The sequence below is a fragment of the Achromobacter pulmonis genome, from assembly GCF_002885955.2.
Lineage (GTDB): Bacteria > Pseudomonadota > Gammaproteobacteria > Burkholderiales > Burkholderiaceae_B > Achromobacter > Achromobacter pulmonis_A.
In genome coordinates, this window is record NZ_POQS01000008.1 from 1,869 (window position 1) to 22,516 (window position 20,648).

The window sequence follows — 20,648 nt, forward strand, 5'->3', positions numbered from 1 at the left end:
ACCACACGCGGGTTCCGGTCGGTAAACCAATCATGGGCGCAGCGCTTCGATGACGTAGCGTAACGTGGCCGGGTCGGGCGCCCCGTGAAGCAGGACACGTGCGCCGCTAAAGATTAGTTCAATATCCCCCGCCCCGATGCTGCCTTGCCCGTCAACTATCTTGGCCGGTTGCTGCTGTGGTGTGTTCGAAGTCGCTTTAATCTGCACCGGCAGCAACACCGGCCCTTGGTTGATTGGCCCGAAGTCGCCACGCCGATATTGCCAGCGCCAGTTATGCAATTGGTTGGCATTGACGCCGTGTGTCAGCGCGACCCGTGCTATTGAGGCTCCCGCCACCATCGATTCTTGCACCACTTGCCGCTTGTACTCGACCGGATAGCGGCGCCGAGAGCCTTGAGAGGTCGCCACCAAAGAAAGAGAATCGCTCATCGAAATACGTGTCCATCTCAAAAAATACATGGACACGTATCTTGATGAGATTTAACCCAAATTTCTAGGCGGTACAGGGCGGGCCGTTACGGCAGGGCCGGCTCCAGAATCGGAGCGTTTGCCAGCATGGGCAGGCGTTCGAACAGCTATGCCTGACAACCATAGCGAGGTGGTCCCACTCCTTCCCATCCCGAACAGGACAGTGAAACGCCTTTGCGCCGATGATAGTGGACGGACGTCCGTGAAAGTAGGTCATTGTCAGGCGCCAATCCCGAAACCCCACAGCTCGCGCTGTGGGGTTTTTCTTTGTCTTGCGCAAACCTGCGATCAGGCTGCAAGCCGCGCCAGCATTGAATGTGCCGAAATAACAACGGCCGTGGGCGGGTCGACTTTGTGCGGTAAGATTGACCGAGTCAATTCGTTGGAGCGTTATCGTGAGTGATCCCCAGACCCCCGTGCCCGGTACGACTTTAGATCTGCGCACGCTGACCCACGTGGCCTACGGCCTGTACGCGCTGGGCTTTCTGACGAGTGGATTTCTGGGCATCGCCACGCTGGCCGCCGTCGTGCTGATGTACGTCAAGCGCTCCGACGCCGCGGGCACCGTGTACGCCTCCCACTTCGACTGGCTGCTGCGCACCTTCTGGTGGGCCTTGCTGTGGCTGGCCATCAGCGCGATCGCCACGCTTATTTTCATCGGCTGGATCGGCCTGGCCGCCACCGTGGTGTGGGTGCTGTATCGCCTCATCAAGGGCTGGCTGGCGCTGCTGGAAGGCTCTGCGCCCACCACGTACGCCTGATTCGCGCAGACCCACGCAAAGGCCGGCATATGCCGGCCTTTTCCATTGGACGGCCGCAAGCAGCGCTCAGGCGCGAAGGCTTGGAGAGGAAGTGCGGAGGTAGGGGAGTCGCTGCGCTGCCGGCATGGCTGCCGCAGGCGGAGGAAGGCGCCAGGCGTAGGTCGGGAGGCTCGCCCGGCACTGGAGCCAGGGCGTCGAGGCGAGCTGGAGGCAGGGACGTACGGGGTACGCCCTTTGCCTGCTTACTTCAGATGTGCGTTGACCAGTTTGGTCAGTTCGAACATCGTGACCTGATCCTTGCCGAAGATCGGGCGCAGCTTGGCATCGGCGTTGATGTTGCGCTTGTTGCTGGCATCTTGCAGGTTGTGCTTCTTGATGTATTCCCAGATCTTCTTGGTGACCTCGGTACGCGGCACGGCTTCCGAGCCGATGACAGCAGCCAATTCGGCGCTGGGGGTCAGGGGCTTCATGAATGCAGCGTTCGGCTTGCGCGCGGTCGCGGGTTTGGAGGTTGTGGCCATAATGCGGCGCTCCTTCTCTGGCTGTTGGAAAAATTGTCCTGCGGCCGGAGCATAACGTGTCTCTACCCTAAAGACAAAGGCATTTATCCTCTGTAGCAACTAAAATGCACAGATTCTTCCTACTCTATCGTCTTTCTGTAACCTCCTATGTACGCACGTTCTCCGTTGGAATCGATTCGGCTGTTTCATGACGAATTGACGGCGCTGCGGCGCGATTTGCACGCGCATCCCGAGCTGGGTTTCGAGGAAGTGCGGACGTCCGGGATTGTCGCGGGCGCGCTGGAGGCGCTGGGGATCGAGGTGCACCGTGGCATCGGCAAGACCGGCGTGGTGGGCGTGATCCGCGGCAAGCGCTGCGACAGCGGGCGCATGATAGGGCTGCGCGCCGACATGGACGCGCTGCCGATGACGGAAGACAACGACTTCGGCCACAAGTCGACCAAGCCCGGCCTGATGCACGGCTGTGGCCACGACGGCCACACGGCCATCCTGATCGGCGCGGCCAAGTATCTGGCGCAGACGCGCAATTTCGACGGCACCGCGGTGCTGATTTTCCAGCCTGCGGAAGAAGGGCGCGGCGGCGCGCGCGCCATGCTGGAAGACGGCCTGTTCGATACCTTTCCGTGCGACGCGATCTACGCGCTGCACAACTGGCCCGGCCTCAAGCCGGGCACGGTGGGCATCAATCCCGGACCGATGATGGCCGCGGCCGACCGCTTCGAGATCCAGATAACCGGACGCGGCGGCCACGGCGCGCATCCGTATCAGACCATCGACCCCGTCACCATCGCGGGACAGATCATCACGGCCTTGCAAACCATCGTGTCGCGCAACGTGAATCCGCTGGATTCGGCGGTGGTGTCCATCGGCTCGCTGCAGGCCGGCCATCCCGGCGCGATGAGCGTGATTCCGCGCGAAGCGAAGATGGTGGGCACCGTGCGCACGTTCCGCAAGTCGGTGCAGGAAATGGTGGAGACGCGCATGCGCGAGCTGGTCTCGGCCATCGCCGGCGCGTTCGGCGGCACGGCCGAAGTGATCTACGAACGGATCTATCCCGCCACCTTGAACACGCCGCAGCACGCGAACCTGGTGGCCGACATCGCTACCGAAATGATAGGCAAGGAGAACGTGGTGCGCGACCTGGTGCCGTCCATGGGCTCCGAGGATTTCTCTTTCATGTTGCAGAGCAAGCCGGGCGCCTATTTCCGGCTGGGGCAGGGCGGAGCCGATTCCGGCTGCGTGCTGCACAACTCGCATTTCGATTTCAACGACGCCGTCATTCCCCTGGGCAGCGCGATGTTCTGCGCGCTGGCCGAACGGGGCATGCCGCTGGCAGACTAAGAAGCTTTCCATGTCCACGCAAAACACGACCCAGCTTACCATCACCCGGCCGGACGACTGGCACCTGCACCTGCGCGACGGCGCGGCGCTGGAGGCGGTGGTGGCCGACACCGCGCGGCAGTTCGCGCGCGCCATCATCATGCCGAACCTACGTCCGCCGGTGACCAACACCGAACAGGCGCTGGCCTATCGCGGCCGCATCCTGGAGGCGCTGGCCAAGGCGGGCGGCAATCCCGCCGCGTTCACGCCGCTGATGACGCTCTACCTGACCGACAACACCTCGGCCGAGGAGATCTTCCGCGCGCACGAGTCGGGCCAGGTCTATGCGGTCAAGCTGTACCCCGCCGGCGCCACGACCAACTCGGACGCGGGCGTGACCGATCTGCTGGGCAAATGCACCAAGGCGCTCGAGGCGCTGGAAAAATGCGGCATGCCGCTGCTGGTGCATGGCGAAGTGACGGACCCGTCGATCGACGTGTTCGACCGCGAGGCGGTGTTCGTCGAGCGCGTGATGCTGCCGCTGCGCCGCGCCTTCCCGGCGCTGAAGGTCGTGTTCGAGCACATCACCACCAAAGAGGGCGCGCATTACGTGCGCGACGCCGAAGGGCCGATCGCCGCGACCATCACGCCGCAGCACATGCTGTACAACCGCAACGCGATCTTCCAGGGCGGCGTGCGTCCGCACTGGTACTGCCTGCCGATCCTCAAGCGCGAAACGCATCGCCAGGCGCTGGTCGAGGCCGCCACCAGCGGCAGCCCGCGCTTTTTCCTGGGCACCGACAGCGCGCCGCATGCACGCGGCCTGAAGGAACATGCCTGCGGCTGCGCCGGCTGCTACACGGCGCTGCACGCGATGGAGCTGTACGCGACCGCGTTCGACGCGGCCGGCAAGCTGGACAAGCTGGAAGGCTTCGCCAGCTTCCACGGCCCGGACTTCTACGGCCTGCCGCGCAACACCGGCACGCTGACGCTGGTGCGCGAAGCCTACACGGTGCCCGAGGACCTGCCTTTCGGCGACACCACGCTGGTGCCGCTGGCCGCGGGCGAGGCGCTGGCCTGGCGCGCCCACGTCTGAGACGGAAAAAGGGCTGCCTCGCGGGCAGCCCTTCGCAGGTGCGCTATATAGATATGGCGCGTCGGATCACAACGAGCTTTCGCGCCGCGCTTCCAGCAGTTCCCAGCGCGCGAAGCGTTCTTCGAGCTCGCTTTCCAGCTTGGCCAATTCGCTGTTGATGCGTTCGACCTCGGCCGGCGCGTCGCGGTACAGGCTGCCGTCGGCCAGCTTGCCGGCCAGTTCGGCCTGCTGCGCTTCCAGCGCCGCGATGGCGTCGGGCAGGCCTTCCAGTTCACGCAGTTCCCACGAGTTCATCTTGGCGGCGCGCGCCGGCTTGGGACGCGCGGCCTTGGCGCGCGCCGCGCCGTCGTCGGCCGGCCTGGCGGCGGGCGCGGCCTCCTCGGCGGGCGCGGCCGGCGCGGGCCGCTGCGCGAGCCATTCGTCGTAGCCGCCGACGTAGTCGCGCCAGCGGCCATGGCCTTCGTAGGCGATGGTCTGGGTGACCACGTTGTTCAGGAAGGCGCGGTCGTGGCTGACCAGCAGCACGGTGCCTGCGTATTCCTGCAGCAGCTCTTCGAGCAGCTCCAGCGTTTCGATGTCGAGATCGTTGGTGGGCTCGTCCAGCACCAGCACGTTGGCGGGCCGCGCGAACAGGCGGGCCAGCAGCAGCCGCGCGCGTTCGCCGCCCGACAGGCTGCGCACCGGCGAGCCGGCGCGTGCCGGCGAGAACAGGAAATCGCCCAGGTAGCTCATGACGTGCTTGCGGGCGCCGCCGATTTCGACCCATTCGCTGCCCGGGCTGATGATGTCGACCAGCGTGGCGTTCTCGTCCAGCTGCGCGCGCATCTGGTCGAAGTAGGCGACCGAGACGTTGGTGCCCATGCGGGTGGCGCCGCTGTCGGGCTGCATTTCGCCCAGGATCAGCTTGAGCAGCGTGGTCTTGCCGGCGCCGTTGGGGCCGATGATGCCGATGCGGTCGCCGCGCAGGATGGTGGTGGAGTAATCGTCCACCACGATTTTTTCGCCGAAGGCCTTGCTGACGTGCTCGAGTTCGGCGACCAGCTTGCCGGAACGCTGGCCCTCGGCCAGCGCCAGCGATACGTTGCCCACGCGCTCGCGGCGTTCGGCGCGTTCGACGCGCAGGCGCTCCAGGCGGCGCACGCGGCCTTCGTTGCGGGTGCGGCGCGCCTCCACGCCCTTGCGTATCCAGACTTCCTCCTGGGCCAGCAGCTTGTCGAAGCGGGCCTGCTCCAGCCGTTCGGATTCCAGCCACTGGGCCTTGCGTTCCTGCCATTGCGAGAAATTGCCGGGAAAGCTCAGCAGCCGGCCGCGGTCCAGTTCGACGATGCGGGTGGCGATGGCGTCCAGGAAGCGGCGGTCGTGGGTGATGATGACCGCGGCGCCCTTCCAGCCGCGCAGCATGTCTTCCAGCCAGGCGATGCCGTCGAAGTCGAGATGGTTGGTGGGTTCGTCGAGCAGCAGCAGATCGGGTTCGTCGACCAGCGCGCGGGCCAGCGCGACGCGCTTGCGCGTGCCGCCGGACAGGCCGGCGATCTGCGCGTCGGCGGGCAGGCCGAGCTTTTCGATCACGGCGCGCACGCGCGAAGGGCGCTGCCAGTCTTCGTGGTCGCCTTCCACATTGCAGACCACGTCGAAGACCGTGGCGTTCTCGTCGAGCTCGGGCTCCTGCTCGACGGTGGCCACGCGCAGGCCCGAGCTGCGGGCGATGTCGCCGTCGTCGGGCAGGGTGCGGCCGTCCAGCAGCCTCAGCAGGGACGACTTGCCGGCGCCGTTGCGGCCGATCAGGCCGATGCGCTCGCCGGCCTGGATGGCGAAATCGGCGTGGTCCAGCAGCGGATGGTGGCCGTAGGCGAGCTGGATGTCGGTAAGGGTGATGAGAGTAGCGAGTGCCATGTAATGGAGCAGCGTCTGCGTCTGTGCGAATCAAGGCGTATTGTCGCAGGAACCCGCGCGGGCGTCGGCGGTGGCGCGGGCCTTGGGGGACGGAGCCGCCACCTGTACTAGAATACGAACCGCAAGACGGGTCGGGCGATCGCGGTGGATGCGAATCCATCGAGGAAGGTCCGGACTCCACAGGGCAGGATAACGGCTAACGGCCGTCCGGCCGCGTCCTCGGGCGCGGTTGAGGAACAGGGCCACAGAGACGAGTCTGCGGGGCGGGCGCGCGGCGCGCGCACAGGTACGGCCATCTCCGTATCGCGCCGTCCGGCAACGGGCGGCGGCATCGCAGGGTGAAACGCGGCAACCTCTATCCGGAGCAACATCAAATAGGCATGCGTGCGGCCTTCGGGCCGCGAAGGGCGGCTCCGTCCGAGCATGCGGGTAGATGGCTACAGCGGCCCAGCAATGGTCCGCGCAGAGGAATGATCGTCCGCCAGGGCAACCTGGTGTACAGAATCCGGCCTATAGACCCGTCTTGCAACTCATTCTCGAATGCGCGGCCGTCCCGGCGCCGGGCGGACCGGGCTGCGCCATTTTTCGGGCGGCCCCGGACGCCGCAGGCGGTGGGAAGCCTCGCCAATAGGAGCGAAGGACCGATCGTAAAACAATGCAAAGCCATTGTTAGCCGCTACTTCTGAAGAAGGACTTTTAGATAGTGCCGCAACCTCCTGATTTATTGGGAGGTTTTTGTTTTTGCGGATTTACATATTGGCCTAAGTCCTTGTTGTGATTGAAAAAATTGCAACCTCTCCCTTGACCGCCCCTTTCCCATACCGTAGAGTGGGAAATAGTAGGAAATTGTGCAATTAAGTGGGGTAAAAGTGGTGTTTCAGGGAAGCAGCGCGCTCACGCTGGATGCCAAGGGACGGATCTCGATTCCGACCCGGCATCGTGACGCGCTCATGTCGCAGGCCGATGGCCGGCTGACCCTGACTCGCCACCCCGACGGCTGTCTGCTGGTCTACCCGCGGCCCGAGTGGGAAAAGAAGCGCGAGCAGATCGCCGCGTTTCCCATGTCGGCCCGCGCGTTGCAGCGGCTGTTGCTGGGCAACGCTCAGGACGTGGAACTGGACGGCTCGGGCCGGGTCCTGATCGCGCCTGAACTGCGCAACGCTTCCGGTATGACGCGCGATGTGATGCTGCTCGGATTGGGCGCGCACTTCGAGCTGTGGGACGCCGCTACCCTGGCCAGCCGCGAGGCTGAGGACCTGGCCAAGGGTATGCCGGATGTGTTGAATCAGTTTTCGTTCTGAAAAAGTTATGGAATTCGAACATCGGCCCGTCTTGCTGGAGCCGACGGTGGACGCGTTACTGCTGGCCGGCTTCGGCGGCAAGGGCGCGGCACGGTCGCAAGAGCAAGGCGGGCCGGCTGCGGCTACGCGGGCGCAAAGCGGCGTCTTCGTCGACGGCACTTTCGGCCGCGGCGGGCACAGCCGCGAGCTGCTCGGCCGTCTCGGCCCGGACGCGCGGCTGGTGGTGTTCGACAAGGACCCGGAGGCGATCGCCGTCGCCAATGTATTGGCGGCAGCGGACCCGAGGGTCACCGTGGTGCATGGCGGCTTCGCCACCATGGCCGAAGAATTGCAGCAGCGCGGCATCGGCAAGGTCGATGGCGTAATGCTGGATCTGGGCGTTTCGTCGCCTCAGATCGACGATGCCGAGCGCGGTTTCTCGTTCATGCGAGACGGCCCGCTCGACATGCGGATGGACACCACTCGTGGTCCCACGGTGGCGGATTGGCTGGCGCAAGCCAGTGTGGATGAGATGCGGGAGGTCATAGCGGATTATGGCGAAGAACGGTTTGCTTTTCAGGTTGCAAAGGCGATTGCTGCTCGCCGCGCAACAAGGCCGCTGCGCACCACGCTCGAGCTTGCCGAGTGCGTCGCCGGCGCCGTCCGCACGCGCGAAAAGGGGCAGCATCCGGCCACACGCACCTTTCAAGCTTTACGGATTTACATCAATCGGGAACTCGAAGAGCTCGCGCGCACCCTCGCGGCAGCTCTAGACCTGCTGGCTCCGGGGGGGAGATTGGCGGTGATCAGCTTTCATTCGCTCGAAGACCGTATGGTCAAGCAGTGCATCGCGGCGGCGGCTCGTCCGGCTGCCGCGCATGCGCGCCTGCCGCTGCGTGAAAGCGAAATGCCCCAGCCGGTGCTGCGTTCCCTGGGCCGCGTGGTGGCCGAGGACGACGAAGTCTCGGGCAACGCGCGCGCCCGCTCCGCCATCCTGCGCGTGGCCGAACGCACGGAAACCCCGCTGCCCGCAGAGGGCGGCGCCGCGTTCGTCAAGATCGGCTCCCTGCCGGGCAGCGATCTGGCTCCGCCGCCGCGGCGCGGCGGCAAGGGAGGGCGCCGCTGATGGGTCGCGTCAACCTGATCGTTGCGGCTTTGCTGATGCTGTCGGCCATTTCCCTGGTCACCAGCCGGTATCAGTCGCGCCAGCTCTTCATCGAGCTGGGGCGCGATCAGGCCCAGGCGCGCGACCTGGAAACCAACTGGCGGCGCCTGCAGCTGGCGCGCGCCGAACTCGCCCGCAACGCGCGGGTGGACGCCATCGCGCGTGAGGGCCTGAAGATGATCTCCATCGTTCCGGACCGCACGCTCTATCTGAACCAGGCGCCCGTCTCCGCCGCCGGAGGTGCCCAATGAAGCGGGTGCCCTTCTTCGACAACCCCGTGCTGCGCGGGCAATTGCCCACCTGGCGCGCGCGCCTGGTGCTGATCCTGCTGTTCGGCGGGTTCGTCGTGCTGGCCGGCCGCGCCCTATTCCTGCAGGGGCTGTCCACCGAATTCCTGCAGCAGCAGGGCGAGCGCCGCTACGAGCGCACGCTGACCCTGCCCGCCACGCGCGGCAAGATCCTGGACCGCAACGGCGCGGTGCTGGCCTCCAGCGTGCCGGCGCGCGCCATCTGGGCGATTCCCGAGGACGCCAAGCAGGCCACGGCGGCGCAGCTCGACTCGCTGGCCAAGCTGCTGGAGATGCCGGTGGCCGACCTGCGCCGCCGCCTGGTCGACGAGGACAAGAACTTCGTCTACCTGAAGCGCCAGGTCGCCATGGACGTGGCCGACCAGATCAAGCAATTGGGCCTGCCCGGCATACACCAGCAGCCCGAAACCCGCCGCTACTATCCGGACGGCGACGTGATGGCCCACGTGGTGGGCTTCAACAGCGTCGAGGACCAGGGCCAGGAAGGCGTCGAACTCACGTTCAACCAGCAGCTCTCCGGCCGCCCGGGCAGCCGACGCGTGATCAAGGACCGGCTGGGCCGCGTCATCGAGGACGTGCAGGCCGTGACCCTGCCGGTCGACGGCCGCGACCTGCGCCTGTCCATCGACACCCGCCTGCAGTACCTGGTGTTCAAGGCCCTGAAAGACGCCATGGACAAGCACCAGGCCAAGGGCGCGACCGCCGTGGTCGTGGACGTGCATACCGGCGAGATCCTGGCGCTGGCCAACGTGCCGACCTTCGATCCCAACAAGCGCGAAACCTTTCACGGCGCCAACCTGCGCAACCAGGCGATCACCGATACCTTCGAGCCCGGCTCCATCATGAAGCCGTTCACCGCCGCGCTGGCGCTGGACCTGGGCCGCATCAGCACCAAGACCCTGTTCGAGACCGGCAATGGCCGCTTCCAGTACCAGGGCAGCACGATCAGCGACGTGAGCCGCAACGGCACGCTGGACGTGGCCGGCGTGCTGCGCAAGTCCAGCAATATCGGCATGACCATGATCTCCGAGAAGCTGGAATCCCGCGAGATGTGGGACCGCTTCACCGAATTGGGCCTGGGCCAGGCCCCCCAGGTGGGATTCCCCGGCGCCGCGCCCGGCCGCCTGCGTCCCTGGGACCGCTGGCGCCTGATAGAAAAGGCCACCATGGCCTACGGCTACGGCCTGTCGGTGTCGCTGCTGCAGGTGGCGCGCGCCTATACCGTCTTCGCGCGCAACGGCGACATGGTCTCGCTCACGCTGGTCAAGCGCGACAGCGATCCCACCAGCGTCAAGATCTATACGCCCAAGACCACCGCGCTGGTGCGCGGCATGCTCGAGGCCGCCGCCGGTCCCGAAGGCACCAAGGCCGCGCAGGTGCAGGGCTACCGCGTGGCCGGCAAGAGCGGCACCGCGCGCAAGATCGTCGACGGCAAGTACAGCAAGCAGCGCTACCGCAGTTCGTACGTGGGCTTCGCGCCGGTGTCCGATCCCAAGATCGTCGTGGCCGTGTCCATCGACGAACCGACCGTCGGCGGCTATTACGGCGGCGCGATCGCCGCGCCGGTGTTCTCCCAGATCGTGGGAGGCGGCCTGCGGCTGATGGGGGTGCGTCCGGACGCGCCCTTCGAATCCACAATTGTTGCTGGTCTCAAGGAGCCAGGCAGATGAGCGCCAAAGGCTTCCTCTCTACTTCCCCCGCCGCCACGGTCGCCGAGATCGTGGCGTGGTTGCATGCGCGCGTCTCGCTGACCGCGCACCTCAAGCTGGACTCCCGCGATATCGAGCCGGGCGACGTGTTCGTCGCCTGCCCGGGCCTGTCCAGCGATGGACGCCTCTATATAGATAAGGCATTGGCGCTGGGCGCCAGCGCGGTCCTGTTCGAAGCGCCCGCCAGCGCGGCCGTCGAGGCCGCGGCCGGGCAGGCGCAGATGCTGCCGGTGACGGGCCTGCGCGCCCTGCTGGGCGAGCTGGGCGACACCTGGTACGGCCGGCCGTCGGCCGCGCTGGCGGTGGTGGCCGTGACGGGCACCAACGGCAAGACGTCTTCGGTGCAATGGATCGCCCATGCGCTCAGCCGCAACGACAAGCCCTGCGGCACCATCGGCACGCTGGGCGCGGTGCTGCCCGACGGGCAGACGCTGGGCGGCGAGCTGACCACCCCCGACGTGCTGACCGTGCACCGCACCCTGGCCGCCATGCGCGACGCCGGGGCCAAGGCGGTGGCCATGGAGGCCTCGTCCATCGGCATCGAGCAGGGCCGCATGGACGGCGTGCGCGTGGCGTTAGCGGCGTACACCAACCTGACGCGCGACCATCTCGATTACCACGGCACCATGGAGCGCTACGAAGCGGCCAAGGCGCGCCTGTTCACGTGGCCTGGCCTGACCGCCGCCGTGATCAACGCGGACGACGAGGCCGGCCGGCGCCTGATCGCCAGCCTGCCCGCGGAACTGGCGATGGGCTACAGCCTGAGCGACGCGCCGGAGGTTCCCGCCCGGATGCGCGCGCGCGACCTGCAGGCGACCGCCCAGGGCCAGATCTTCACGCTGGTGTCGCCGCATGGCGAGGCCCAGATCGTCACGCGCCTGCTGGGCGCGCACAACGTTTCCAACCTGCTGCTGGTGGCGGGCGTGCTGTATCAGCTGGGCCTGCCGTTCGCGCAGATCGCCCGCGAGCTGGCCGCCACCGATCCGGTGGACGGCCGCCTGCAGACCGTGGAGCCGCTGGGCTCGAACGGCGCCCAGGCCGGCACCGGCCGCGGCCCGCTGGTGGTGGTGGATTACGCCCATACGCCCGACGCGCTGTCGCGGGCGCTGTCCGCGCTGCGCGCCGTCGCCGCCGCGCGCTCGGGCCGCCTGGTCTGCCTGTTCGGCTGCGGCGGCGAGCGCGATCCGGGCAAGCGTCCCGAGATGGGCCGGATCGCGGCCGAGCTGGCCGACCACGTGGTGGTGTCCAGCGACAATCCGCGCCGCGAATCGCCCGAAGACATCGTCCGGCAGATCCTGGCCGGCATTCCCGGGTCCGCGCATGCCGTGGTACAGGTCGATCGCGCGCGCGCCATCATGCAGACCATCTGGGCCTCGGCGCCCGAGGACGTGGTGCTGCTGGCCGGCAAGGGCCACGAGACCTACCAGGACATCGGCGGCGAGAAGCTGCCGTTCGACGACCGCGAATGGGCGCGCCTGGCGATGCTGCTGCCGCAGGTCAAGGGCGTGTCCACCGACACGCGGCGCATCGACGCCGGCGAGCTGTTCGTGGCGCTGGTGGGCGAGAATTTCGACGCGCACGATTACCTGGACCAGGCCGAGGCGCGCGGCACCTGCGCGGCCGTGGTGGCGCATCCGGTCGCCGGCGCGCGCCTGCCGCAGCTGGTGCTGGGCGATACCCGCGTGGCGCTGATGCGCATCGGCGCGGCCTGGCGCGCGCAATTCTCGCTGCCGGTCATCGCCGTGACGGGCAGCAACGGCAAGACCACCACCAAGGAAATGATTTCGGCCATGCTGGCCGAGTGGCGCGGCGCGGAAGGCCGCCTGGCCACCGCCGGCAACCTGAACAACGACATCGGCGTGCCGCTGACGCTGCTGCGCCTGCGTCCCGGCCATCGCGCCGCGGTGTTCGAGCTGGGCATGAACCACCCCGGCGAAATCGCCCAGCTGGCGGCGCTGGCCGCGCCCACGGTGGCGCTGGTGACCAACGCCCAGCGCGAGCACCAGGAATTCATGCACAGCGTGGAAGCGGTGGCGCACGAGAACGGCGCGGCCATCGCCGCGCTGCCCGACGACGGCGTGGCCGTCTATCCGGGCGACGAGCCGTATTCGACGGTCTGGGATGCGCTGGCCGAGCCGCGCCGCGTGCTGCGCTTCGGCCTGCAGCCCGGCCTGGACGTGTACGCCGAGCAGATCCTGGCCGACGTCGACGCCACGCGCTGCCGCGTGGTGACGCCGGTCGGCACGGCCGACCTGGCGTTGCCGGTGCCCGGCCTGCACAACCTGCGCAATGCGCTGGCGGCCATCGCCAGCGCCATCGCGGCGGGGGCGCCGCTGGACGCCGCGGTGCGCGCGCTGGCGGGTTTCAGCCCGGTGGCCGGCCGCATGCAGCGCAAAAAATTGAGTGACGGAACGTTGCTCATCGACGACACCTACAATGCGAACCCCGACTCGGTTCGCGTGGCCATCGAAGTGCTGGCGCGCGTCGACGGCACGCGCGTCCTGGTCCTGGGCGACATGGGCGAGGTCGGGGACAACGGCCCCGCCATGCATGAAGAGGTGGGCAATTACGCGCGCGAGCATGGGCTCGACGCGCTCATCACGCTAGGCGAAGCCAGCCGGGCGGCAGCGGCCGCATTCGGTGTGGGCGCGCACGCCTGCGCATCGGTAGACGAAGTCGTTGCCGCGTTGCGCGGCTTGCGCCCGTCCTGCGTATTGGTAAAGGGATCGCGCTTTATGCGCATGGAGCGGGTAGTGACGGCTTTTTCGACGAATGAAGGGATGATGGCCAAGGGGCAGGGAGAGCACGATGCTGCTTGAAATCGCCCGCTTGCTTTCGGATGACGTGCGCGCGCTGGGGGTGTTCGAATACATCACCATGCGCGCGGTGCTGGCCTGCGCGACGGCGCTGCTGATCGGCCTGGTGGCCGGCCCGCGCGTGATCCGCAAGCTGACCGAAATGAAGATCGGCCAGGCCGTGCGCTCCTATGGCCCGGAGTCGCACCTGGTCAAGACCGGCACCCCCACCATGGGCGGCGTGCTGATCCTGATTTCCATCGCCATCAGCACCTTGCTGTGGGCGGACTGGACCAACCGCTTCGTGTGGGTGGTGTTGTTGGTGACCTTTGGTTTCGGCTGGATCGGCTGGATGGACGATTACCGCAAGGTGGTCTATCGCGATCCGGAAGGCATGCCGGCGCGGCAGAAGTTCTTCTGGCAGGCCACCATCGGCATGGTGGCCGCCGTGTATCTGGCGTTCGCGGTGTCGGCGCCGGCCAATACCGAACTGTGGCCGCTGTTCAAGGCCTGGGTCGGCAGCGGCTTCACGATGTCGCTGCCCACGCGCGCCGACCTGATCGTGCCGTTCTTCAAGACCGTGAGCTATCCGCTGGGCGTGCTGGGCTTCGTGGCGCTGACCTGGGCGGTCATCGTCGGCACCAGCAACGCCGTGAACCTGACCGACGGCCTGGACGGCCTGGCCATCATGCCCACCGTCATGGTGGGCAGCGCGCTGGGCATCTTCGCCTACGTGGTCGGACGGGTCGACTATTCCAAGTACCTGCTGTTTCCCTACATCCCCGGGGCGGCCGAGCTGATGGTGCTGTGCGCCGCGATCGGCGGCGCCGGCCTGGCGTTTTTGTGGTTCAACGCGTATCCGGCGCAGGTCTTCATGGGCGACGTCGGCGCGCTCGCGCTGGGCGGCGCGCTGGGCACCATCGCCGTGATCGTGCGCCAGGAAATCGTGCTGTTCATCATGGGCGGCGTGTTCGTGGTCGAGACGCTTTCGGTGATGCTGCAGGTGACCTGGTTCAAGTACACGAAGCGACGTTATGGAACAGGTCGACGCATATTCCGCATGGCTCCGCTGCATCATCACTTCGAAGTGGGCGGCTGGAAAGAAACCCAGGTGGTCGTGCGTTTCTGGATCATCAGCATGATGCTGGTGCTGATTGGCCTCTCTACCTTGAAGTTGCGATGAATACGATGGAAACCTCCCGTGACGGCGCGCCGCTCGTCCTGATCCTCGGATTGGGCGAGACGGGCGCGGCCGCCGCAAGCTGGTGCGCCCGCCAGGGCGCCCGCCTGCGCGTGGCCGACACGCGCGCCGAACCGGGCGGACTGGCCTCGCTGCGCGCCGCGCTGGCGCAGGCCGAAGTGGAATACCGCCTGGGCTGCGACGGGTCTTTCGACACCGCGCTGCTCGACGGCGTGGACCAGGTGGTGCTCAGTCCCGGCCTGGCGCCGACGCAGGCCCCGGCCGCCGACCTGCTGCGCGAGGCCGAGGCCCGCGGCATCGAGATCGTCGGCGAGATCGAACTGTTCGCGCGCGCGCTGGCCGAACTGGCCGAGACGCGCGAATACCGTCCGCGCCTGCTGGCCGTGACCGGCACCAACGGCAAGACCACCGTCACCGCGCTGACGCGCCAGCTGATCGAGGCCGGCGGCCTGTCGGTCGTGGCCGCGGGCAACATCAGCCCGGCGGCGCTGGCCGCGCTGATGACGGCGCTGGACGCCGATGCGCTGCCGCAGGTCTGGGTGCTGGAGCTGTCGAGCTTCCAGATGGAAACCACGCGCTCGCTCAAGGCCGACGCGGCCGTGGTGCTGAACGTCACGCAGGACCACCTGGACTGGCATGGAGATATGCAGGCCTACGCGGCCGCCAAGGCGCGCCTGCTGAAGATGGCCCGGGTGGCCATCGTCAACCGCGAAGATCCGTACACCATCGACATGGTGCCGGCGCTCGACGCCATGAACGTGCGCACCTTCGGCCGCGACGTGCCGGAGCTGGTCGGCGACATGGGCCTGGAGCTGGGCCAGGGCGTGGCCTGGCTGACCGCCTGCGAGCCCAACGATTTCGACGAACCCGCGCCGCCCACGCGCCGCAAGAAGGACGCGCCCGAGCCGGTGCGCGCCAAGGGCCGCATGAGCCGGCTGATGCCGGTCGACGCCCTGCGCATCCGCGGCATCCATAACGCCTTGAACGCGCTGGCCGCCCTGCAGCTCGCGCGCTGCCTGGACCTGGGCTGGGGCCCGATGCTGCGCGCGCTGCGCGACTACGCGGGCGAGCCGCATCGCGCCGCGTTCGTGCGCACCATCGGCGGCGTGGACTACATCAACGACAGCAAGGGCACCAACGTGGGCGCCACCGTGGCCGCGCTGGAAGGCCTGGGCCAGCAGGTGGTGCTGATCGCCGGCGGGCAGGGCAAGGGCCAGGACTTTTCGCCGCTGATTCCGGTGGTCTCGCGCCACGCGCGCGCTGTGATGCTGATCGGCGTGGACGCGCCCGAGATCGCCCGGGTGCTGGCCGCCACCGGCGTGAACTGCGTGACCGTCGAGACCCTGCGCGATGCCGTGCGCGGCGCCGCCGAACTGGCGCAGCCCGGCGACGCCGTGCTGCTGTCGCCGGCCTGCGCCAGCCTGGACATGTTCCGCAACTACCCGCATCGCGGGCAGGTGTTCGTGGAAGAGGTCGAGGACCTGGCCCGCGACCGTGGAGAGATCGCATGAGCCTGATCGCCGATCTCACCGCCAGCGTCAACGCCGTACGGCCCGGCCGTACCAAGATGCGCAACTTCGATCTGCCGCTGGTCATCGCGGCCTCGACGCTGCTGCTGCTCGGCCTGCTGATGGTGTATTCGGCGTCGATCGCGCTGGCCGACGGCCCGCGCTACGCCTCCTATGGCCGCTACTATTTCGTGATCCGCCACGGCCTGTTCGTCACCGCCGGCCTGATCGGCGGGGCCGTGGTCCTGGCCATCCCCATCCGCGTCTGGCAGCGCCTGGCGGTGCCGCTGTTCGGGGTGGCGATCGTGCTGCTGGTCGCCGTGCTGATTCCCGGCATCGGCCGCGAAGTCAACGGCGCGCACCGCTGGATTCCGCTGGGTCCGCTGAACTTCCAGCCTTCCGAACTGATGAAGCTGGCCGCGCTGCTCTACGCCGCCGACTATACGGTGCGCAAGCAGGAACACATGCAGGCGTTCGCGCGCGGCTTCATGCCCATGGCGGTCGCGCTGGGCGGCGTGGGCATGCTGCTGCTGCTGGAGCCCGACCTGGGCGCCTTCATGGTGATCGTGGCCATCGCCATCGGCATCCTGTTCCTGGGCGGCATCAACGGCAAGTACTTCAGCAGCCTGCTGGCGGTGCTGGTCGGCACCTTCCTGATGCTCATCTGGCTGTCGCCGTGGCGCCGCGCGCGCCTGTTCGCCTACCTGGACCCCTGGAACGAAGACAACGCCTACGGCAGCGCCTACCAGCTGTCGCATTCGCTGATCGCGCTGGGCCGCGGCGAATGGCTGGGCGTGGGCCTGGGCGCCAGCGTGGAAAAACTGCACTACCTGCCCGAGGCGCACACCTACTTCCTGATGGCCGTGGTGGGCGAGGAGCTGGGCTTTGCCGGCGTGATGCTGGTGATCATCCTGTTCGCCATCATCGTGTACCGCGGCTTCGACATCGGCCGTCAGGCCATCGCCATGGAACGCACTTTCGCGGGCCTGGTGGCGCACGGCGTGGCGATGTGGATCGGCGTGCAGGCCTTCATCAACATGGGCGTGTGCCTGGGCCTGCTGCCCACCAAGGGCCTGACCCTGCCGCTGATGAGCTACGGCGGTTCCGGCGTGGTGATGAACCTGTGCGCGCTGGCCATGCTGATACGGGTCGACGTGGAAAACCGCATCATGATGCGCGGAGGACGGGTATGACGGCCGCGCGCACCATCCTCATCATGGCCGGCGGCACCGGCGGGCACATCATGCCCGGCCTGGCCGTGGCCGACGTGCTGCGCGCGCGCGGCTGGCGCGTGCTGTGGCTGGGCAATCCCGACAAGATGGAAGGCCGGCTGGTGCCGCCGCGCGGCATCGAGCTGGTCCCGCTGCGCTTTGCCGGCGTGCGCGGCAAGGGGGCGGCGGCGCTGCTGAAGCTGCCGTTCCTGCTGGTGCGCGCGTTCGCGCAGGCCTGGTCGCGCCTGTCCGAGGTGCGCCCCGACGTGGTGCTGGGCATGGGCGGCTACGTGGCCTTTCCCGGCGGCGTGATCGCGGCGCTGCGCGGCACGCCGCTGGTGGTGCACGAGCAGAACGCCGTGGCCGGCACCGCCAACAAGTGGCTGGCCCGCATGGCGCGCCGCGTGCTCAGCGGCTTCCCCGGCGTGCTGTCCAAGGGCGAGGCCCTGGGCAACCCGGTGCGCGCCGACCTGTGCGCGCTGCCCGATCCGGCCGCGCGCTACGCCGGCCGCAGCGGCGCGCTGCGCCTGCTGGTGGTGGGCGGCAGCCTGGGCGCCCAGGCGCTGAACACCACGCTGCCGCAGGCCTTGGCGCTGCTGCCGCAGGACCAGCGGCCGGAGGTCGTCCACCAGGCCGGCGAACAGCATCTGCCCGCGCTGCAGCAGGCCTACGCCCAGGCGGGCGTGGCGGCCGACTGCCGCGCTTTCATCGACGACATGGCGGGCGCGCTGGGCCAGGCCGACCTGCTGATCTGCCGCGCCGGCGCCATGACGGTGTCCGAAGTGGCGGCGGCGGGCGTGGCAGCGCTGTTCGTGCCGTTCCCGCATGCCATCGACGACCACCAGACCGCCAACGCGCGCTTCCTGAGCGACGCGCAGGCCGCCTGGCTGCAGCCGCAGACCGCCTTGACGCCCGAGTGGCTGGCGCAGTGGCTGGGCCAGCGCAACCGACAAGAACTCCAAGCCGTCGCAGAACGGGCCCGCGCGCATGCGCGCCCCGAGGCGGCGGCGCATATCGCCGACGCATGTGAACAAGCAGCGGGGCGCGCATCATGAAGCACAGAATCCAACATATCCATTTCGTAGGCATCGGCGGCTCGGGCATGAGCGGCATTGCCGAAGTGCTGCTCAACCTGGGCTACACCATCAGCGGCTCCGACCTGCACGAGTCGGCCGTGACTCGCCGCCTGGCCGAGCTGGGCGTGAAGATCGCCATCGGCCACGTGGCCAGCAACGTCACCGGCGCCGGCGCCATCGTGACCTCCACCGCGGTGGCCGGCGACAACCCCGAAGTGATCGCGGCGCGCGCCGCGCGCATCCCGGTGGTGCCGCGCGCCATCATGCTGGCCGAGCTGATGCGCCTGAAGCGCGGCATCGCGGTGGCAGGCACCCACGGCAAGACCACCACCACCAGCCTGGTGGCCAGCATCCTGGCCGCCGGCGACCTGGACCCCACCTTCGTGATCGGCGGCCGGCTGAATTCCGCCGGCGCCAATGCGCGGCTGGGGCAGGGCGACTACATCGTGGTCGAGGCCGACGAATCCGACGCCTCGTTCCTGAACCTGCTGCCCGTGATGGCCATCGTGACCAATATCGATGCCGATCACATGGACACCTACGGCCACGACGTGGCGCGCCTCAAAAGCGCCTTCATCGAATTCACGCAGCGCCTGCCGTTCTATGGCAGCGCGGTGCTGTGCCTGGACGACGCCAACGTGCGCGAGATCATGCCGTTCGTGTCGCGCCCCATCACCACCTACGGCCTGGCCGAGGAAGCGATGGTGCGCGCCTACGAGGTGCAGGCCGAAGGCACGCGCATGCGCTTCAACGTGCAGCGCACCCACCTCGACACGCTGCTGCCCCCGCTGGAAGTGGAGCTGAACCTGCCGGGCCTGCACAACGTGCGCAACGCGCTGGCGGCGATCGCCGTGGCGACCGAGCTGGGCGTCTCCGACGAAGCCATCCGCGAGGCGCTGGCCTCGTTCAAGGGCGTGGGCCGCCGTTTCACGCAGAGCGGCGAATTCGCGGTGCCCGCCGCCCACGGCGGCGGCAGCTTCACGCTGATCGACGACTACGGCCACCATCCGGTGGAAATGGCCGCCACGCTGGCCGCGGCGCGCGGCGCGTGGCCGGACCGCCGCATCGTGCTGGCGTTCCAGCCGCACCGCTACACCCGCACGCGCGACTGCTTCGAGGATTTCGTGCGCGTGCTCGGCTCGGCCGACGCCGTGCTGCTGACCGAGGTCTACGCCGCGGGCGAGCCGCCGCTGGTGGCCGCCGACGGCCGCGCCCTGTCGCGCGCGCTGCGCGTGGCCGGCAAGGTCGAGCCCCTGTTCGTCGAGGACGTGGCCGAACTGCCGCAGGCGGTGCTGGACTTCGTGCGCGACGGCGACGTGGTGATCGTCATGGGAGCGGGTTCGATCAGCAAGGTCCCCGCCCAGGTAGGAGAGCTGGCATGAACAAGCAATTCGGCAAAGTGGGCGTGTTGTACGGCGGACGCTCCGCCGAGCGCGAGGTGTCCCTGATGTCGGGCGCCGGCGTGCACCAGGCGCTGCTGAGCGCGGGCGTGGACGCGCACCTTTTCGACACCGGCGAACGCAGCCTGGCCGAACTGGCGGCCGAAGGGTTCGAACGCGTCTTCATCGCGCTGCACGGCCGCTACGGCGAGGACGGCTCCATCCAGGGCGCTTTGGAACTGCTGGGCATTCCCTACACCGGCAGCGGTCCGCTGGCTTCCGCGCTGGCCATGGACAAGACCATGACCAAGCGCGTGTGGCTGCAGCAAGGCCTGCCCACCCCCGAATTCGAAGTGCTGGACGCCGATACCGAGCTGCGCCTGGTGCCCGACCGCCTGAACCTGCCGCTCATCATCAAGCCGCCGCACGAAGGTTCGACGGTCGGCATCACCAAGGTGGTGGGCTATTCCGATATGAAGGAAGCCTATGCCGCGGCCGCGCGCTTCGACAGCGAGGTGCTGGCCGAGCAGTTCATCACCGGCCGCGAGCTGACCGTGGCGGTGCTGGGCTCGGGCAAGACGGCGCGCGCGCTGCCGGTGATCGAGATCGCCGCGCCCGGCGGCAACTACGACTACGAGCACAAGTACTTCTCGGACGACACGCAGTACTTCTGCCCCGCGACCCTGCCCGCCGAGGTCGCCGAGGAAGTCGCGGCCATCGCCGTCAAGGCCTACCGGGCGCTGGGCTGCGAAGGCTGGGGCCGCGCGGACTTCATCCTCGACCGCGACAACCGGCCGTGGCTGCTCGAGATGAACACCTCGCCCGGCATGACCAGCCATTCACTCGTCCCCATGGCCGCCAAGGCCGTGGGCATCAGCTATGCCGAACTGTGCGTGGCGATCCTGGCCGAGGCCGCGTGCAAAGTGCGCAGCCCCGCTCGCAACGCTTGACCTGGAC

Annotated in this window: 17 protein-coding genes, 1 rRNA gene and 1 other RNA gene; 16 read left to right on the top strand and 3 right to left on the bottom strand. The window is 67.9% G+C overall.

What is annotated here, in order from left to right:
• Nucleotides 1-30: 30 nt before the first annotated feature.
• Nucleotides 31-459, bottom strand: a complete 429-nt coding sequence (tnpA, locus tag C1I89_RS26560; RefSeq protein ID WP_258231538.1) for an IS66-like element accessory protein TnpA — start codon at nucleotides 457-459, stop codon at nucleotides 31-33.
• A gap of 121 nt (nucleotides 460-580) precedes the next feature.
• Between tnpA and rrf the strand changes: the two genes are divergently transcribed.
• Both rrf and C1I89_RS26570 read left to right on the top strand, forming a co-directional pair.
• A 5S ribosomal RNA gene (rrf, locus tag C1I89_RS26565) occupies nucleotides 581-693 on the top strand.
• A gap of 170 nt (nucleotides 694-863) precedes the next feature.
• A complete protein-coding gene (locus tag C1I89_RS26570; protein WP_168202223.1) occupies nucleotides 864-1,229 on the top strand; it encodes a DUF4870 family protein in 366 nt (121 codons plus the stop codon).
• Nucleotides 1,230-1,471: 242 nt separating this feature from the next.
• Here C1I89_RS26570 and C1I89_RS26575 read toward each other — a convergent pair whose 3' ends face one another.
• Nucleotides 1,472-1,750 carry an SWIB/MDM2 domain-containing protein gene (locus C1I89_RS26575; RefSeq protein ID WP_006217453.1) on the bottom strand — a complete coding sequence of 93 codons (279 nt, stop codon included), beginning with the start codon at nucleotides 1,748-1,750 and terminating at the stop codon, nucleotides 1,472-1,474.
• 147 nt (nucleotides 1,751-1,897) lie between these two features.
• On the opposite strand from C1I89_RS26575, the gene C1I89_RS26580 reads away from it, so the two are divergent.
• Together C1I89_RS26580 and pyrC are read left to right on the top strand one after the other, a co-directional pair.
• Complete coding sequence (locus tag C1I89_RS26580) at nucleotides 1,898-3,091, top strand: M20 aminoacylase family protein (RefSeq protein ID WP_062685144.1); 1,194 nt, start codon at nucleotides 1,898-1,900, stop codon at nucleotides 3,089-3,091.
• A gap of 10 nt (nucleotides 3,092-3,101) precedes the next feature.
• A complete protein-coding gene (gene pyrC, locus C1I89_RS26585) occupies nucleotides 3,102-4,166 on the top strand; it encodes a dihydroorotase (protein WP_102775392.1) in 1,065 nt (354 codons plus the stop codon).
• Between the two features lie 66 nt (nucleotides 4,167-4,232).
• On the opposite strand, the gene C1I89_RS26590 is transcribed toward pyrC, so the two are convergent.
• A complete protein-coding gene (locus C1I89_RS26590) occupies nucleotides 4,233-6,059 on the bottom strand; it encodes an ATP-binding cassette domain-containing protein (protein WP_102775393.1) in 1,827 nt (608 codons plus the stop codon).
• Between the two features lie 123 nt (nucleotides 6,060-6,182).
• Between C1I89_RS26590 and rnpB the strand changes: the two genes are divergently transcribed.
• From rnpB to C1I89_RS26650, 12 genes are all read left to right on the top strand, one after another.
• Nucleotides 6,183-6,588, top strand: an RNA gene (gene rnpB, locus C1I89_RS26595) — RNase P RNA component class A.
• A gap of 343 nt (nucleotides 6,589-6,931) precedes the next feature.
• On the top strand, nucleotides 6,932-7,360 hold the full coding sequence (mraZ, locus tag C1I89_RS26600; RefSeq protein ID WP_043542651.1) for a division/cell wall cluster transcriptional repressor MraZ: 429 nt from the start codon (nucleotides 6,932-6,934) through the stop codon (nucleotides 7,358-7,360).
• A 7-nt stretch (nucleotides 7,361-7,367) separates the two neighbouring features.
• The gene (rsmH, locus tag C1I89_RS26605; protein WP_102775394.1) at nucleotides 7,368-8,465 is read left to right on the top strand and encodes a 16S rRNA (cytosine(1402)-N(4))-methyltransferase RsmH; all 1,098 of its coding nucleotides are present in this window, start codon (nucleotides 7,368-7,370) and stop codon (nucleotides 8,463-8,465) included.
• Nucleotides 8,465-8,755, top strand: a complete 291-nt coding sequence (gene ftsL / locus C1I89_RS26610) for a cell division protein FtsL (RefSeq protein ID WP_102775395.1) — start codon at nucleotides 8,465-8,467, stop codon at nucleotides 8,753-8,755. The genes rsmH and ftsL overlap by 1 nt, the downstream gene beginning before the upstream one ends.
• Nucleotides 8,752-10,482 (top strand): peptidoglycan D,D-transpeptidase FtsI family protein, encoded by a 1,731-nt coding sequence (locus C1I89_RS26615; protein WP_102775396.1) that lies wholly within the window; start codon nucleotides 8,752-8,754, stop codon nucleotides 10,480-10,482. The genes ftsL and C1I89_RS26615 overlap by 4 nt, the downstream gene beginning before the upstream one ends.
• Nucleotides 10,479-13,340 carry a bifunctional UDP-N-acetylmuramoyl-L-alanyl-D-glutamate--2,6-diaminopimelate ligase MurE/UDP-N-acetylmuramoyl-tripeptide--D-alanyl-D-alanine ligase MurF gene (gene murF / locus C1I89_RS26620; RefSeq protein WP_102775397.1) on the top strand — a complete coding sequence of 954 codons (2,862 nt, stop codon included), beginning with the start codon at nucleotides 10,479-10,481 and terminating at the stop codon, nucleotides 13,338-13,340. The genes C1I89_RS26615 and murF overlap by 4 nt, the downstream gene beginning before the upstream one ends.
• Entirely contained in the window at nucleotides 13,330-14,499 is a 1,170-nt protein-coding gene (gene mraY, locus C1I89_RS26625) for a phospho-N-acetylmuramoyl-pentapeptide-transferase (protein ID WP_102775398.1), read from the top strand. Before murF ends, mraY begins: the two co-directional genes overlap by 11 nt.
• On the top strand, nucleotides 14,496-16,028 hold the full coding sequence (gene murD, locus C1I89_RS26630) for a UDP-N-acetylmuramoyl-L-alanine--D-glutamate ligase (protein ID WP_102775399.1): 1,533 nt from the start codon (nucleotides 14,496-14,498) through the stop codon (nucleotides 16,026-16,028). Before mraY ends, murD begins: the two co-directional genes overlap by 4 nt.
• Nucleotides 16,025-17,218, top strand: a complete 1,194-nt coding sequence (gene ftsW / locus C1I89_RS26635) for a putative lipid II flippase FtsW (protein ID WP_102775400.1) — start codon at nucleotides 16,025-16,027, stop codon at nucleotides 17,216-17,218. The genes murD and ftsW overlap by 4 nt, the downstream gene beginning before the upstream one ends.
• The gene (murG, locus tag C1I89_RS26640; RefSeq protein WP_102775401.1) at nucleotides 17,215-18,291 is read left to right on the top strand and encodes an undecaprenyldiphospho-muramoylpentapeptide beta-N-acetylglucosaminyltransferase; all 1,077 of its coding nucleotides are present in this window, start codon (nucleotides 17,215-17,217) and stop codon (nucleotides 18,289-18,291) included. The genes ftsW and murG overlap by 4 nt, the downstream gene beginning before the upstream one ends.
• The gene (gene murC / locus C1I89_RS26645; protein WP_102775402.1) at nucleotides 18,288-19,694 is read left to right on the top strand and encodes a UDP-N-acetylmuramate--L-alanine ligase; all 1,407 of its coding nucleotides are present in this window, start codon (nucleotides 18,288-18,290) and stop codon (nucleotides 19,692-19,694) included. Before murG ends, murC begins: the two co-directional genes overlap by 4 nt.
• Nucleotides 19,691-20,641, top strand: a complete 951-nt coding sequence (locus C1I89_RS26650) for a D-alanine--D-alanine ligase (RefSeq protein WP_102775403.1) — start codon at nucleotides 19,691-19,693, stop codon at nucleotides 20,639-20,641. The genes murC and C1I89_RS26650 overlap by 4 nt, the downstream gene beginning before the upstream one ends.
• Nucleotides 20,642-20,648 lie beyond the last annotated feature (7 nt).

What these genes read in the sequence shown, in the direction of transcription:
- tnpA (WP_258231538.1), bottom strand. Translation starts at nt 459, where the DNA reads ATGTATTTTTTGAGATGGACACGTATTTCGATGAGCGATTCTCTTTCT.
- C1I89_RS26575 (WP_006217453.1), bottom strand. Translation starts at nt 1,750, where the DNA reads ATGGCCACAACCTCCAAACCCGCGACCGCGCGCAAGCCGAACGCTGCA.
- C1I89_RS26580 (WP_062685144.1), top strand. Translation starts at nt 1,898, where the DNA reads ATGTACGCACGTTCTCCGTTGGAATCGATTCGGCTGTTTCATGACGAA.
- pyrC (WP_102775392.1), top strand. Translation starts at nt 3,102, where the DNA reads ATGTCCACGCAAAACACGACCCAGCTTACCATCACCCGGCCGGACGAC.
- C1I89_RS26590 (WP_102775393.1), bottom strand. Translation starts at nt 6,059, where the DNA reads ATGGCACTCGCTACTCTCATCACCCTTACCGACATCCAGCTCGCCTAC.
- rsmH (WP_102775394.1), top strand. Translation starts at nt 7,368, where the DNA reads ATGGAATTCGAACATCGGCCCGTCTTGCTGGAGCCGACGGTGGACGCG.
- ftsL (WP_102775395.1), top strand. Translation starts at nt 8,465, where the DNA reads ATGGGTCGCGTCAACCTGATCGTTGCGGCTTTGCTGATGCTGTCGGCC.
- C1I89_RS26615 (WP_102775396.1), top strand. Translation starts at nt 8,752, where the DNA reads ATGAAGCGGGTGCCCTTCTTCGACAACCCCGTGCTGCGCGGGCAATTG.
- murF (WP_102775397.1), top strand. Translation starts at nt 10,479, where the DNA reads ATGAGCGCCAAAGGCTTCCTCTCTACTTCCCCCGCCGCCACGGTCGCC.
- mraY (WP_102775398.1), top strand. Translation starts at nt 13,330, where the DNA reads ATGCTGCTTGAAATCGCCCGCTTGCTTTCGGATGACGTGCGCGCGCTG.
- murD (WP_102775399.1), top strand. Translation starts at nt 14,496, where the DNA reads ATGAATACGATGGAAACCTCCCGTGACGGCGCGCCGCTCGTCCTGATC.
- ftsW (WP_102775400.1), top strand. Translation starts at nt 16,025, where the DNA reads ATGAGCCTGATCGCCGATCTCACCGCCAGCGTCAACGCCGTACGGCCC.
- murG (WP_102775401.1), top strand. Translation starts at nt 17,215, where the DNA reads ATGACGGCCGCGCGCACCATCCTCATCATGGCCGGCGGCACCGGCGGG.
- murC (WP_102775402.1), top strand. Translation starts at nt 18,288, where the DNA reads ATGAAGCACAGAATCCAACATATCCATTTCGTAGGCATCGGCGGCTCG.
- C1I89_RS26650 (WP_102775403.1), top strand. Translation starts at nt 19,691, where the DNA reads ATGAACAAGCAATTCGGCAAAGTGGGCGTGTTGTACGGCGGACGCTCC.